Raw genomic sequence first — 15955 nt, forward strand, 5'->3', positions numbered from 1 at the left:
GATCAGGATTCCGTAGGGCGCAGACGACGCCATTGACGTTGAGTGGCACGGCCCAGACGATCGAGCCAAAGATAAACAACCGGCGTGGTAAACAGCGTGAGCAGCTGGCTGAGCGCCAGTCCGCCCGCAATAGCGATGCCCAGCGGGCTGCGCAGATCGGCATCACCGCCGCTGCCCAGCGCCAGCGGCAACGCGCCGAAAAAGGCGGCCAGCGTGGTCATCATGATGGGCCGGAAGCGCATCAGGCACGCCTGGGTGATCGCCTGCTGTGGCGACATGCCCTGCTGCCGTTCCGCGTCGATGGCGAAATCGATCATCATGATGGCGTTCTTTTTCACGATGCCGATCAGCAGGATGATGCCAATCAGCGCGATCACCGTGAGCTGCGTGCCGGTCAGCAGCAGCAGTAACAGCGCGCCGACGCCCGCTGACGGCAGGGTCGAAAGAATGGTCAGTGGATGGATGTAGCTCTCATAGAGCACGCCGAGCACGAGATAGACCGCCGCCAGCGCCGCCAGAATCAGCCACGGCATGGTCGCGGTCAGCTGAGAAAAGGCGGCGGCGGTGCCGGCAAAACCGGCATGAAGGGTCGACGGCAGGCCCAGCTTCGCCATCGCCTGTTTTATCAGTTCCTGCGCCTGTTCCAGTGACACCCCCTCGTTGAGATTAAACGCCAGGGTGCTGGTCGCGGCCTGGCCCTGATGCGCCACCGACAGCGGCGCGTTGCCGCCGCTGAAGCGGGCAAAAGCGGAGAGCGGCACGCGGTCACCGCTGTCGTTAATCACATAAAGCTGCTGCAGCGTCTCAGGATTGGCGGTGTCGCTATCCTGCAGTGACATCACCACGTGATACTGATTCAGGGTGTGATAGAGCGTGGCGATCTGCCGCTGGCTGAACGCATTGTTCAGCAGCGTATCCAGCATGTTCACGTTGACGCCCAGCCGGGTGGCGCGATCACGATCGATGTTCAGCTCCACCTCCTGGCCGCCGGTCTGCGAATCGGAGTCCACGCTGTTAAGCTCGGGGATCGCCGCCAGCGCCGCCTGCACTTTCGGCGTCCAGGTGCGCAGCAGATCGAGATCGTCCGCCTGCAGGCTGTACTGATACGTGGCGTTGGCGCTGCGTCCGCCAATGTGCAGGTCCTGCGCCGCCATCAGGAACATCTGCGCCCCGGCGATGTGACTGGTTTTTCTCGTCAGCCGGTTGGCCACCTCGGTGGCGGTCGCATCGCGCTGATCAAAATCTTTAAGCCGCACAAAGAAGTTGGCGCTGTTACGGGAGCCAAACATCCCGCTGCCCATCGACGACATCACACTCTCTACCGCCGGGTCTTGCTGAATGATCTGCGTGAACATCAGCATTTTCGGCTTCATCGCCTGGAACGAGATGTTCTGATCGGCGCGCAGCGCACCCATCAGCAGCCCGGTATCCTGATTGGGGAAAAAGCCCTTCTGCACCACGACGAAGAGAAAAACATTCAGTAGTACGGTCAGCAGCAGGCTGAGCAGCGTCAGTTTCTGATGGCGCATCACCCAGGCCAGCCCGCGCCCGTAGGCGGCCAGCAGGCGATTTAGCTGGTTTTCAATCAACTGATAAAGCGGATGCGGCCGCTGGCTGACGGGCGGCTTTGGTTTCAGCAGGCGGGCGCAGAGCATCGGCGTCAGGCTCAGCGAAACAAACAGCGAGATCAGCAGCGACACGGTGAGCGTCACGGCGAATTCGCGGAACAGCCGCCCGACAATGCTGCCCATCAGCAGGATTGGGATGAACACCGCGATCAGCGACACGGTCATCGACAGCACGGTGAAGCTCACCTCCTGCGCCCCGCGCAGCGCCGCCCGCAGCGGGCTCAGCCCGCGCTCAATGTGACGGGTGATGTTCTCCAGCACCACAATCGCATCATCCACCACGAAGCCGGTGGCGATAATCAACGCCATCAGCGACAGGTTATCCAGGCTGTATCCCAGCAGATACATCACCGCGCAGGTGCCGATCAGCGACACCGGCAGTGCCAGCGCCGGAATGATCACCGCCTGCAGATTGCGCAGAAAAATAAACACCACCGCAATCACCAGCAGCACCGCGATCAGCAGCGTCTCTTCGGTGTCATACAGTGAGGCGCGCACGCCAGGCGAACGGTCAACCACCACGTTCAGCTGGCTGTCAGCGGGCAGGCTCTTTTCCAGCTGCGGCAACTGCGCTTTTATCGCGTCGATGGTTTCCAGCATGTTGGCACCCGCCTGACGTTTGATACCGATCATCACCGCCGGTGTGGCATTCAGAAACCCCGCCTGATAGCGATCTTCCACCGAGTCATAGACCGTGGCGACGTCACGCAGCCGCACCGCGTTGCCCTGCTGATAAGTGATGATCAGATCGCGGTAGCTGGCCGCCTTCTCCAGCTGGCCGTTGCTGTCCACCAGCCACGACTGGTCACTGCCCTGTAAGATCCCTTTAGGCAGATTAGTGGTGCTGTTGGCGACGGCGGCACGCACCGTCTCCAGCGAGATGCCGTAATGGGTCAGCTTCAGCGGCTGCAGATCAATCCGCACCGCCGGTAAGGCGCTGCCCATCAGCGACACTTCGCCGACGCCCTGTACCTGCCCCATCGCCTGTTCGATTTTGCTCTCCGCCAGATCGTAGAGCTCGCCTGGCGTGCGGGTGGCAGAGGTCAGCGCCAGCATCACTATTGGCGCGTCTGACGGGTTGGCTTTGCGATAGGTCGGCAGCGAGGCCATTGCGCTGGGCAGCAGGCTGCGCGCCGCGTTGATTGCCGCCTGCACGTCGCGCGCCGCGCCATTGATATCGCGGTCCAGTTCAAACTGCAGGATGATGCTGCTGGAGCCCTGCGAGCTGCTGGAGGTCATCTCACTAATACCGGCAATCTGCCCCAGCGAACGTTCCAGCGGCGTAGCGACCGTCGCCGCCATGGTTTCCGGGCTGGCGCCTGCCAGACTGGCGCTGACCATGATGGTAGGAAAATCGACCTGCGGCAGCGGTGCTACCGGCAGCAGCCGGTAGCCCAGCGCGCCCAGCAGCAGGATCGCCAGCGTCAGCAGCAGCGTCGCCACCGGACGAAAGATAAACAGCCGGGTCAGATTCATTGCCCGCTCCGCGCCCGCTGCTGACGGCGTTTCACCCAGGCGTTACCGCGCTGCGCCAGCCCATCAAACAGGAGGTAGATGACCGGCGTGGAGAAGAGTGTCAGCACCTGACTGACAATCAGCCCGCCGACAATCACCAGCCCCAGCGGCTGACGCAGCTCTGCCCCGGAGCCGGAGGCCAGCATCAGCGGCAGCGCACCCAGCAGCGCCGCCATCGTCGTCATCAGAATCGGGCGGAAGCGCAGCAGGCAGGCCTGATGAATCGCGTCGCGCGCGCTGAGTTGCTGATGGTGTTCCGCCTCCAGCGCGAAGTCGATCATCATGATGGCGTTCTTTTTCACGATGCCGATCAGCAGTATCACCCCAATCAGCGCAATCAGGCTGAATTCGGTGCCCGCCAGCAGCAGCGTCAGCAGCGCGCCCACCGCCGCCGACGGCAGCGTAGAGAGGATGGTCACCGGATGGATAAAGCTCTCGTAGAGGATGCCGAGCACCACATACATGGTGATCAGCGCCGCCAGAATCAGCCACAGCGTGTTGCCGGTGGCGCTCTGAAACGCCGAGGTTTCCCCCTGATAACGCAGCGTGGTGCTCTCCGGCAGATGCAGCTGCTGCCGTACTTCCGCGATCGCCCGCTGTCCATCCTCCAGCGAATAGCCCGGATTAAGGTTGAAGGAGATCATCACCGCCGGGAACTGATTCAGCCGCATGTGCATCAGCGAACCGGTGCGCTGGTGGATAGTGGCGATAGAGGTGAGTTTGACCATGCCGCTGCTGGTCGGGCTGGCGCTGGTGTCAGAGGCTGAAGTGGACGTCGACGAAGACGAAGATGTTGACGAAGACGTTGACGTTGATGAAGCCGTGCTGGTGGATGACGACGCCGAACTGCTGCTGCCGGACGATTGCAGCCAGACATCATCAAACGACGCCGGACCCTGCTGGTATGCCGGAGCTACTTCCAGCACCACCCGATACTGATTCGACTGGGTGAAGATGGTCGAGACCAGCCGCTGACCAAAGGCATTATAGAGCGCGGTGTCCACGTCCGAGGCAGTAATGCCGAAGCGCGCCGCTTTATCGCGGTTCAGCTCAACGTAAGAGACGCGCCCCTGATCCTGCAGGTTACTCACCACCCCATTAAACTCGGGCCGCTGCTGCAATGCCGCCACCAGTTTCGGCGACTCGCTGACCAGATTTTCACTGTCGGCATCATCGAGGGTGAACTGATACTGACTCGGCGAGACCTGATCGTTGACGGTGAGATCCTGCGCCGGTTGCAGATAGAGCCGGATGCCCGCCACATCGGCAGTGGCCTGTTTAAGCTGGCTGATCACCTCGCTGGCGCTGAGATCACGCGAGCCAAACGGCTTCAGGTTGATCTGTAACCGCCCGCTGTTAAGGCTGGTGTTGGTGCCGTCGATGCCGATCGTCGATGAGACGCTCTCCACCGCCGGGTTTTTCAGGATCCGCGCCGACAACGCCTGCTGCCGCGTTGCCATGGCGTTAAACGAGACGTCCTGTGAGGCGACGGTAATGCCCTGAATCAGCCCGGTATCCTGGGTCGGGAAGAAGCCTTTCGGCACCATCATGTAGAGCAGCGCCGTCAGCCCGAAGGTGGCCAGCGCCACCAGCAGCGTCAGTTTCTGATGGTTCAGTACCACGGTCAGCAGCCGATCATAACCGCGCACCAGGGCATCAAACAGTTCGCCGCCCTTGCGGGCAAACGTCGACTGCTGTTCAGGCGGAATATGGCGCAGCAGATATGCACACAGCATCGGTGTCAGGGTCAGCGACACCAGCATTGACACCAGAATCGCCACCGCCAGCGTAATCGCGAACTCCCGGAACAGTCGCCCGACCACATCGCCCATAAACAGCAGCGGGATCAGCACCGCAATCAGCGAAAAGGTCAGCGAGATGATGGTGAAGCCAATCTGCCGGGAGCCTTTCAGCGCGGCTTCCATCGGTGACTCGCCCTGCTCCAGCCGCCGGGAGATGTTCTCGACCACCACAATAGCGTCATCAATGACAAAACCGGTGGCGATGGTCAGCGCCATCAGCGACAGATTATTCAGGCTGAAGCCCGCCAGATACATCACACCAAAGGTGCCGACCAGCGACAGCGGCACCGCTACGCTCGGGATCAGCGTGGCGGCCACGTTGCGCAGGAACAGGAAAGTCACCATCACCACCAGCGCAATCGACAGCATCAGTTCAAACTGGACGTCACTGATCGAGGCGCGAATGGTCTGGGTGCGATCGGAGAGAATGGTCATCTTCACCCCGTCCGGCAGTGCCGCCTGCAGCGCGGGGAGCTGCGCCTTGATGTTGTCCACCACCTGGATGACGTTCGCGCCCGGCTGGCGCTGCACGCTGATTACAATCGCGGGCTGGTTGTTGGCCCACGCCGACTGGAAGCTGTTTTCCGGGCCCTGTTCAATGTGGGCGATATCTTTCAGGCGCAGCGCCGCGCCATTCTCATAGCTGAGGATGAGGTTGCCGTACTCGGTTGCGGTGCGCAGCTGGTCGTTGGCGTCAATGGTCACCGAATGATATTTCCCGTCAAAGCCGCCTTTGGAGCCATTGACGTTGCTGTTGCCAATCAGCGTATTTACCGCCTCCAGCGTCAGATGATGCGCCGCCAGCGCCTGAGGATTCATCTGCACCCGAATCGCCGGCTGGTGGCCGCCCGCCAGCGTCACCATCCCGACGCCGGAGATCTGCGACAGCTTCAGCGCCACCCGGGTGTTGACCAGATCCTGCACCGCGGTCAACGGCAGCGTGCTGGAGCTCGCCGCCAGCGTCACCACCGCGCTGTCCGCCGGATTGACCTTTTTGTAGGTCGGCGGATTGGGCAGGTCGTCGGGCAGCAGGTTATTCGCCGCATTGATCGCTGCCTGCACCTCCTGCTCGGCGACATCCAGCGACAGATCGAGGCTGAACTTCAGGGTAATGATCGAGGAGCCGCTGGCGCTGGTGGAGCTCATCTGGCTCAGTCCCGCCATCTGCCCTAACTGGCGCTCCAGCGGTGAGGTGACCGACGACGCCATCACATCCGGGCTGGCACCCGGATAGAGCGTGGTGACCTGAATAATCGGATAGTCGACCTGCGGCAGTGCCGAGGTAGAGAGGAATTTCCAGGCAAAAATGCCGGCGATCAGTACACCGACCATCAGCAGAATGGTGGCGACCGGACGCAGAATAAACAGGCGTGACGGGTTCATTTCGACACAGCACCCGCAGCGGCGGGCGTCTGATCGGCCAGCGACACTTTGCTGCCGCTGGTCAGACGATCGATCCCTTCCGTCACCAGCCGATCGCCCGGCGAAACGCCGCTGAGGATCGCCTGCTGATCGTCTCCGAAAGCGGGACCGGTGATGACCGCTTTGCGCGTGACGCTGTGATCCTGATTGATCACAAAGACAAAACTGCCGTCGCTGCTCAGCTGCAGCGCCTGGGCCGGGATCACCGTCGCGCCTTTCAGCACCCGGATCTGCAACCGCAGATTCACAAACTGATTGGCAAACAGCGACTCATCCTGGTTGGCGAACACCGCTTTCAGCGCCACGGTGCCGGTGGCGGTGTCGATCTGGTTGCTGATGAACTTCACCTCGCCGCTGCCGAGCTGATGCTGGTTGTCCTGATCATACAGCGTGGCGGGCAGGCTCTGCCCCTGATGCAGCACGCTGACCAGCGTCGGGATTTCGCTTTGCGGCACGCTAAAGGTCACGGCGGCGGGCTGCATCTGGGTGATGGTCACCAGACCGGTGCTGCTGGCACTCTGAACCATGTTGCCGGGATCGACCTGACGCAGACCGACGCGCCCGCTGATCGGGGCGGTGATCCGGGCATATTCAATGCTGAGTCTGGCACTGGTGATCTGCGCCTGATCGGCGGCGACCGCACCGCGATATTGCCCGACGGTGGCAATCTGGCTGTCCAGATCCTGACGCGCCAGTGCATCCTGCGCCGCCAGTTTGCGGTAGCGCGCCAGCGTCAGCTCCGCACTTTTCAGCAGCGCCTGGTTTTCGCTGAGTTCGCCCTGATACTGGTTCAGCGTGGCCTGAAAGCTGCGCGGATCGATCTGCGCCAGCAGCTGCCCGGCGCTGACTTTCTGCCCCTCGGTAAAGAAAACCTGCTCCAGCTGGCCGTCAACGCGGCTGGTCACCGTGACACTGGCGTTGGGGATGACCGTGCCGAGCGCATTCAGCCACACCGGCACATCCGCCGTGCTGGCGACACCGCTGTGAACCAGCGTCGCCCCTCCGCCCATCATGCCATGCGCACCCGGTCTGCCCGACGGCATCCCCTCGCCCGGCCCGTGACCCGCCGCCAGCAGACGCCAGATAACCCCAGCGATAATCGCCATCACCAGCAACAGGAGCAGCCATTTAAGCCCAAAGGAACGCGCGGGGCGAGAAAGGTGAGTCATCGTCGAACTCTTCAGATAAGCAGAAAAAGAAATCCCGGAACGTGCGGAATGCGGCAGTGAGCGGCGGCGGACAAAAAACCGCCAGGCTTCACGGCGGCCATTATCAGTGAAAGGCGACGCGCCTTTCTATTGGCAAACTGTCAGGGTTTCGTTAAGAACGATGTTGATTTAGCGGCGGTTTTTACAGCGGTAACGGCAGGCTCAGGCGAGCAGGCAAAAAAAACCCACGCATCTGCGTGGGTCGGTGTAATAACAGGGTCTCACTGCCGAAGCGGTGTTGTTTTCACACCCATCAATACCTCTGGGACTGCTATCCTCGCACTGATTGACCGCGCGGAGACAGCAGGAAAACGCAACCGAATTCGGGGAAGTGCAACGAGGTGTGAATATCCTTCACGCCGCGCTTACATTCTGATTTTTCTAAGATTTATCTGAAGGAGTGGCGGCCGGTTTGGTGTAGATGGCATCCGGTGCAATATTCATGTGTTTCAGTACCGGCCCCATGATATTGCCGAACACCGGTGCAGCAACCGAGCCACCGAAGTGATCGCCCGCCGTCGGATGGTTGATCATCACCACCAGCGCCACTTCAGGATGGCTGGCGGGAGCGAGACCGGCGGTGTAGTTGACGTAGCCGCCATCATACTTGCCGCTGGTGCCCATTTTTTCCGCCGTACCGGTTTTGGTTGCCAGACGGTAGCCCGGCACCGCAGCTTTCAGCCCGGTTCCGCCCGGCAGGACGTCACTCTCCAGCATGTGCACCACCTCTTTCACCGTTTCCGGGTTGGCGACCTGGCGTCCCATGACCGGTGGCGTAACGCGGGTGATCGACAGCGGACGGTAAATGCCATAGGAGCCGAGCGTGGCGTATTCGCGGGCAATCTGCAACGGCGTCACACGCAGGCCATAGCCAAAGGAGAAGGTGGCCCGCTCGATATCTGCCCAGCGGGTGCGGTGCAACGGAAAGTAGCCGACGCTTTCGCCGGTCAGCCCTAAGCCGGTCGGTTTGCCAAGGCCGAACGCATGATAGGTGTTGACCAGCGCTTCGGCGGGCATCGCCAGCGCGAGGTGTGACACGCCGATGTCGCTCGATTTTTGCAAAATGCCGGTCATGGTCAGGCGCGGCCAGTGGCCGACGTCGCGGATCAGGTGGCCGTTAACGCTGTAAGGCGTGGTGTCGATCACCGAATCCGGGCGCACCAGGTGGCGCTCCAGCGCTTCCATCACCACTAACGGCTTGACGGTCGATCCCGGTTCGTAGCTGTCATTGATGGCAGAGTTACGCATCTGCGCGGGCGTTGCCCCTTCATAATTGTTGGGGTTGAACGACGGATAGGAGGCCATCGCCAGAATCTCGCCGGTGTCGATTTTCACCAGCACGGCCGCACCGGAGTCCGCCTTGTTGATCAGTACGCCGTCGCGCAGTTTGCTGTAGAGCGTGTACTGGTCATATTTGTCGATGCTGAGCTGTACCGTCGGCGGCTGGGTCGGCGGCTGATAGTTGATCATCGCGATGATATTGCCTGCGGCATCCTGCCGATAGACCTCTTTGCCCGGCTCGCCCTGCAATACTTTATCAAAGCCCTTTTCCAGTCCGTTCAGGCCGACGTTATCCGCCCCGACGATGCCGATCAGCGGCGCAGAGGCCTCGCTCATCGGATAGAAACGGCTGTCGTCATAGACTTCGCTGATGCCTTTCAGCTTCAGCTCTTTAATATCTTTGGCAATGCCCAGCTCGACTTTACGCCCCAGATAGAGGAAGCGACGTTTCGGGTTGGCGGTGATCTGCGCCGCCAGCTCTTCGGGACGGGTGTTGAGCGCCGCCGCCAGATAGGCCCATTTGGCACTGGTAAAATCGGGGTTGCTCTCCAGCACGCGCTGCGGATCGGCAATCACGTCGCGCGACGGGACGCTGAGCGCCAGCGCTTCACCGTTACGATCCAGCAGCGTGCCGCGACTGGTCGGCAGCGTCACGGTACGCAGCGATCGCTGATCCGCTTCGTGCTCCAGCATCGGCTGATTCAGGAACTGCAGGTCCGCGACGCGCGCCAGCAGCACCACCAGACAGGTCGTGACACCCAGGCAGATCAGTCGGAAACGAAAAGGGTTAAACGGCGCTTTTATCTGGTCTTTTCCCAGTAGTTTTTTAATCCGGGGCATGGCATTCCGCTGCGCAAAATAAAGAGAAAGGGGCTGGTGCCAGCAGTTATAAAGAAAGCGCTGGCCGTATAACAGGAAAACTGTGTATCAGTTCGTTATCGGCAGCCGATTTCTGGCAAAAAAAAACCTGCGCATCTGCGCAGGTCGGTGTAATCAAGAAAATCTATTGATGTTCACCCATCAATACCTCTGGGACCCTGAATGTAGCAAGAGGGATCGATCGGCTGCCATCTCTCAAACGCAACAGTTACCGGCAAAATGTAACCAGCCATGAGATCCTTACGCTATTGTGCAATCCTGATGTTTTTTGATTTCCACCAGGCAGCTCATGGCGTTTGGCCCCTGCGTCAGCGACGAGGTGCCGATATCGAGCGTCAGCACGTTGGGGTTACCCGCGCGATCGTGCGGCTGCCACGCCTTGCCAAAGCCGGGATCAAACCAGGCGCCGGTGGCGATAATCACTACGCCCTGCGTCACGCCATCGGTGATCCGCACGCCCGCCAGCATCACGCCGCGTGCGTTGCTCACCTCTATCTCGTCGCCCTCCACCAGCCCGCGCGCGGCCGCATCCTGCGGATGCATGTAGAGCGTTTCGTGTCCGGCGGTTTTATTGCCCTGCACCGTTTCTGTCGCATCCAGCTGACTGTGTAACCGGTCGGAAGGCTGAATCGAGATCATGTGCAGCGGATAGTCGCGGCTGACCGGCGAACCGAGCCACTCCTGCGGTTCACGCCATTCCGGATGGCCGGCGAAATCGTCCAGCTGGTAGTCCGCAATGGTCTGGCTGAAGAGCTCGATTTTGCCGCTGGCAGTTTTAATCGGATTGGCCTGCGGATCGGCACGGAAATCATCCATAAACTGATAGGGTTTGCCCCCTTCGGGGATCTCCACAAAGCCGCGCTGCCAGAACTCCTCAAACGACGGGAAATCGATGCCTTTACGCTGATGCGCCGTCGCACACTGCTGATAAAGATGGGCGATCCACTGCATCTCGTTGCGCCCTTCGGTGAAGGTATCGCGGTAGCCGAGGCGCTCCGCCAGGTCAGCAAAAATATCGAAGTCGTTGCGCGCCTGATGCTGCGGTTTAATCGCCTGATGCATCGCCAGCACAAAGCGGTCACGGGAGGAGCCGCCGATGTCATTGCGCTCCAGCGTGGTGGTCGCGGGCAGTACGATGTCCGCCATCTGCGCGGCGGGTGTCCAGACGATATCCTGCACCACGACCGTATCGGGCCGCTGCCAGCCCTCCACCAGCCGGTTGAGCTGCTGATGATGATGGAAAGGATTGCCGCCCGCCCAGTGCACCATGTGAATGTCGGGATAGTGCAGGGTTTCGCCCTGAAAGCGGTAAGGCTGGCCGGGATTGAGCAGCATATCGCTGATCCGCGCCACCGGAATCGACAGCCCGGAAGGATTGGGGCCGGTGCTCATCATCGGAGCCGGACCTTCCTGGCGCGGGTTGCCGACGCTGTTCATCGAACCGTGACCAAAAGAGAAACCGGCGCCCGGCAGGCCTGGCTGGCCGAGCATCGACGACAGCGCAATCATCATCCAGTAAGGCTGCTCGCCGCGATGGGCGCGCTGAACAGAATAGGAGCAGGTAATAAAGCTGCGCTTGCCGGTGAGCTGCTGCGCCAGCTGCACAATGCGATCGGCCGGGATGCCGGTGATACGGCTGGCCCAGCCGGCGGTTTTCGCCACGCCGTCGGTTTCGCCCAGCAGATAGGCGCGCAGCTGCGGCCAGCCGGCGCAGTGGCTGGCGAGAAACGCTTCGTCAACTGCGCCGCGCTGGGTGATCTCATGACCCAGCGCCAGCATCAGCGCCACGTCGGTGTTGGGGCGAATCGGAATCCACTCGGCGTTAACAAATTCCGGGCAGTCATCCCGCATCGGGCTGATGTTGATCACCGGCGTGCCTTTGGCCGCCAGCTGCATCAGCGCCGGTTTCAGGCTGTGCTGCCCTGCGCCCCCCGAGGCGACCTGGGCGTTTTTCAGCGCCAGCCCACCAAAGGCGACAAAAATTTCGGCATGTTCCACCACCTGCGGCCATTCGGTGACGCGCCCGGTCAGCGGCATGTAGGTGCCAATCACATAGGGCAGGAAGAACTGCGCGGCGCCCCAGCTGTAGTTACCCTGCTGATCAACGCCGCCGCCGCCCTGAAAGTAGAAGCGACGAACCAGAGTGCGGGCGTGGTTGACGCGACCGGCCGATGACCAGCCGTAGGAGCCGTTGAAAATGCCCGATGCGCCATAGCGCTCGCGAATGCGGCGATTCTCTTCCGCCACCAGATCCAGCGCGGTTTCCCAGTCGACGGCAACAAAATCTTCCCGGCCACGCAGCGTACGGTCGCTCTTTTCGCGTGACTTCAGCCACGAGCGCCGCACCATCGGCTGACGAATGCGTTTGTCGGAATAGACCAGTTCAGGAATGGTGTGGATCATCGGTGACGGATCGGCATCGGCGAAGAAAGGTTCGCAGCCAATCAGGCGATCGTTTTCAGTGACGGCGGTAAAGGCGCCCCAGTGCGCCAGATGTGGCACTTTGGTTTTCATCGTTGTTTTTCACGGTAGCCAGGTGGGAGATTGAGCATAGCATGGTGCGACGCCTCAGCAGAAGACGTGCAGGAACGACCGTTTTTACCCCTTTTTGCGACGACGCTGGCATTCTGTCGGGTTGATGTGTCCGCCCTTTTCCGTAACACTGATGCGATGTGTAAACGTTTTCCCCAAAGCAGGTCAACGCATGGCTACCATAAAGGATGTTGCGCGACTGGCTGGCGTTTCTGTCGCCACAGTCTCCCGTGTAATCAATAATTCTCCCAAAGCCAGCGACAGCTCCCGACAGGCCGTAGGTCAGGCGATGGAGCAGCTTCAGTATCACCCGAACGCCAACGCACGCGCGCTGGCGCAGCAATCGACCGAAACGCTCGGCCTGATTGTCGGTGACGTCTCCGATCCCTTTTTTGGCGCAATGGTTAAAGCCGTGGATGAGGTTGCAGGTGACACCGGTAACTTTTTGCTGATTGGTAACGGTTACCATAATGAGCAAAAAGAGCGGCAGGCGATTGAACAACTGATGCGTCACCGCTGCGCGGCGCTGGTGGTTCACGCCAAGAAAATCCCCGATGCAGAGCTGGAAGTGCTGATGAAGCAGGTGCCTGGCATGGTGCTGCTGAACCGGCTGATAAAAGGCTTTGAAAAGCGCTGTATCGCGCTCGACGATCGCTACGGCGCCTGGCTGGCAACCCGTCATCTGATCCAGCTTGGCCACCAGAATATCGCCTTTATCTGCTCGACCCACACCATCTCCGATGCAGAAGATCGCCTGCAGGGTTACTACGATGCGCTGAAAGAACATGGCCTGCCGTGCAGCGATCGGCTGGTCACCTGGGGCGAACCAGATGAAGTGGGCGGTGAGCAGGCGATGACGGAACTGCTGGGTCGCGGCAAGAATTTCACCGCCGTCGCCTGCTACAACGACTCAATGGCCGCCGGCGCGCTGGCGGTGCTGAGCGATAACGGCGTTCGGGTGCCGGAAGAGATGTCGCTGATCGGCTTCGATGATGTGCTGGTTTCGCGCTATGTGCGACCGCGCCTCACCACCATCCGCTATCCGATTGTCACCATGGCGCAGCAGGCGGCCCAGCTGGCGCTGGCGCTGGCCAACAATCAGCCGCTGCCGGAAGTGACCCACATGTTCAGCCCGACCCTGGTGCGCCGCCACTCGGTCAGCGGCCCGGCCTGAGGACGCTATGGCCGGTTTATCCGGCCGCAGCGTTTACTGAAAGGCGCGCAGCAGCGTCTCCAGCGGCCTGACCAGCGCAATCACTGTTTCATCCTGTACCTCTGCGGCGGCATCCAGTGTCGCACGCATCTCCGCCACTTCACTGGCACCAAACGCCTGATTGCGAACGTAAGCATTAACCAGCGCGAGGCCCATGGCGCTCAGCGCCTCGATCTGCTGCACGCTCTGTGCCAGCGGCTTCAGCGTTGCACTGGCGTTAATGATCGGCAGCACCGCGCTGGTGTTAGCCTGCCAGCGCTGCAGCGGCGCGCGAACCGCTGAGGCGGCAGCCGGATTATTACGATTGGCGATTAACACGGCGACCTGCTGCTCCAGCTGACGTACCGCCTCACTCTCAGCGGGCAGTACGTCTGCCAGCCGGTTCAGGGGTTCATGGTAGTCGTAATGGCCCGCCTGAAACTTGAGATGCTGGCGCGTGTAGTATTGCGCCGGTTCCAGCACCTCGGCCAGTACCCGCAGTGGGGCGATGTCATGCCCACTGGCCAGCCGCATCATCTGCTGCTCCGTCTGCGCGTGTTGCAGCGTTCCGACCGACACGCTGCTCCAGCGATCCATCGCCGCCAGCCGCGAATACATCGAGTCGGTATTGGTGACATCCTGTGCCGACCATAACCGCTCGGCCACCACGAAGGCGCGCGGCCACAGTTTGGTATCAATAATCTGGCTGTTGATGTTTTCCGCCCACAGCGCCGCCTCGCCACCCAGCATATTTTGCTGCACCTGCTCAGGTGTGGGCAGCGCGGGCGCGATGCCCGCAGGCGTCTGAGCCAGCCGTTGGCCGGTGGTGGGATAACGCACGTTGCCTACCTCTGCATAACCTTTGAGGGCGTTCTGTTGCAGCGTGAACACCGGCTGGAACGACCCCATCCAGCTATCCACGCTAAACCGCACCTGCTGCGTCGAGAGCCAGTTGATCTGACTGACCATCCGGCGGGCTTTGCCATCGAAGTCGATAAAACCGCGCCAGCCTGGTTCTCCCTGTATCAGCGTAAAGCTGCCCTTTACCGGGCTGCCTTTCAGCCGCGGCATGGTGAATGACCAGCTCTGCGCCTGGTCGCCTGGCCGCAGACGATCCTGGCCGTTGAGGCCCTGTGGCGTGACCTCATTGCGGTAGTGATAGCTGGCAGGCTGAGGCTGATCGAGGTAGAAACCGGTGGAGAGGATGCCGCGGTAGTTCTCTTTTGCCAGCGCGCTCAGCGCATCCTGGCCCTGCCACGACTGGATCAGAATGCTGCGCGGCAAGTCGGGATGGGCAATCTCATCCCAGCCCACCATCTGACGGTGATGGACTTCCAGGATCTTCTCTACCCGCTGATTGAAATATGCCTGAAGCGCATGGGCATCTTTCAGATCGTGGTCGCGCATAAACTGCTGGATAGCAGGCGAGTCGTTCCACTGTGTCGGATCCACCTCATCGCCGCCAATGTGCAGCCAGGGATCGGGGAAGATCGCCGCCATCTCACCCACCAGCGTGTCGATCACCTGATAAACCTGTTCGTTGCTGGGATCGAGCAGCGGTTTAAAGACGCCCCAGCCGCGCTCCATCTGCCAGGGGCCGGGTGCGCTAATCAGCTCTGGCATCGCCACCGCCAGCGCGGAAGCATGTCCCGGCATATCCAGCTCCGGCACCACACGCACCCCGCGATCGGTGGCATATTTCACGATCTCCCGCATCTGCTGCTGGCTGTAATAGTTGCCATCGCTGGCTTTCTGCTGCAGCTGGGGATAGTGGCTGGAGGCGAAGCGCCAGCCCTGATCGTCAGTAAGATGCCAGTGAAAGACGTTCATGCGCGCGGCGGCGATGCCGTCGATCTGACGTTTAAGCGTCTGCACCGGCATAAAGTGACGCGCCGTGTCGATCAGCACGCCGCGCCACGGAAAGCGCGGATGATCGTGGATGGTGACGTAAGGAATGGTTGTCCCCTGTGCGCCGTTTTGTATCAGCTGCAGCAGGGTTTCCATGCCGCGCATCGCGCCGAAACGGCTGGGCGCGGTTAACAGGACGCCGTCGCCATCGACCTGCAACTGATAGCTCTCATCGCTATCAGGCAGCGGCTGCGGATCCACCGCCTTCGCAATGACGATGCGGATAGTCGGTGCTGCTACCGGCTGGGTGGCGGGCAACAGCGGCCAGCCGGTCTGATTACTGATGCGCTCCAGCCAGCGCGCTTCGGCACCCGCCAGATGATCGCCGGCGATTTGCAGCGTAAGCTGCGGCGTCAGGATAAGCGTGCCGCCGCTGGCGGGCTGTTCCACCTGTTGCGGCCAGGGCATCAGCGGCAGCGAACTGGCCAGAGCGATCGGGCTGAGGGCCGGGAGCAGGAGCAGGAGCAGAGAACGGGGTAACCACATTGGCGGGCATCCTTGTAACGTCAACGTTTTGACAGGGCAGAACGTTGATTAAAGTTGCTGCACGCCAATCCGCCAGTGGATCCTGCAGGAAACCTGAACCAG

7 protein-coding genes are annotated in these 15955 nt (G+C 61.0%); 1 reads left to right on the forward strand and 6 read right to left on the reverse strand.

Going from position 1 to position 15955, the window contains the following annotated elements:
- Positions 1-2: 2 nt before the first annotated feature.
- The 5 genes from HFD87_RS15430 to HFD87_RS15450 all read right to left on the reverse strand — a co-directional run bounded on the left by HFD87_RS15430 (position 3) and on the right by HFD87_RS15450 (position 12249).
- The gene (locus tag HFD87_RS15430; RefSeq protein ID WP_167423625.1) at positions 3-3104 is read right to left on the reverse strand and encodes a multidrug efflux RND transporter permease subunit; all 3102 of its coding nucleotides are present in this window, start codon (positions 3102-3104) and stop codon (positions 3-5) included.
- On the reverse strand, positions 3101-6328 hold the full coding sequence (locus HFD87_RS15435; protein ID WP_167423626.1) for an efflux RND transporter permease subunit: 3228 nt from the start codon (positions 6326-6328) through the stop codon (positions 3101-3103). Before HFD87_RS15435 ends, HFD87_RS15430 begins: the two co-directional genes overlap by 4 nt.
- Positions 6325-7536, reverse strand: a complete 1212-nt coding sequence (locus tag HFD87_RS15440; protein ID WP_167423627.1) for an efflux RND transporter periplasmic adaptor subunit — start codon at positions 7534-7536, stop codon at positions 6325-6327. Before HFD87_RS15440 ends, HFD87_RS15435 begins: the two co-directional genes overlap by 4 nt.
- A gap of 420 nt (positions 7537-7956) precedes the next feature.
- Positions 7957-9696, reverse strand: a complete 1740-nt coding sequence (locus HFD87_RS15445) for a penicillin-binding transpeptidase domain-containing protein (protein WP_010251720.1) — start codon at positions 9694-9696, stop codon at positions 7957-7959.
- A gap of 279 nt (positions 9697-9975) precedes the next feature.
- Positions 9976-12249, reverse strand: coding sequence for a molybdopterin guanine dinucleotide-containing S/N-oxide reductase (locus HFD87_RS15450; RefSeq protein ID WP_167423628.1), 2274 nt, complete (start codon positions 12247-12249; stop codon positions 9976-9978).
- Positions 12250-12439: 190 nt separating this feature from the next.
- On the opposite strand from HFD87_RS15450, the gene galR reads away from it, so the two are divergent.
- A complete protein-coding gene (galR, locus tag HFD87_RS15455; RefSeq protein WP_010251726.1) occupies positions 12440-13441 on the forward strand; it encodes an HTH-type transcriptional regulator GalR in 1002 nt (333 codons plus the stop codon).
- Between the two features lie 33 nt (positions 13442-13474).
- Here the strand turns inward: galR and HFD87_RS15460 are convergent, their stop codons facing one another.
- Positions 13475-15853, reverse strand: a complete 2379-nt coding sequence (locus tag HFD87_RS15460; protein WP_167423629.1) for a beta-N-acetylhexosaminidase — start codon at positions 15851-15853, stop codon at positions 13475-13477.
- Between the last annotated feature and the right edge of the window lie 102 nt (positions 15854-15955).

The sequence above is a fragment of the Pantoea sp. EKM21T genome, assembly GCF_011800405.1.
Taxonomy (GTDB): Bacteria; Pseudomonadota; Gammaproteobacteria; order Enterobacterales; family Enterobacteriaceae; genus Pantoea; species Pantoea agglomerans.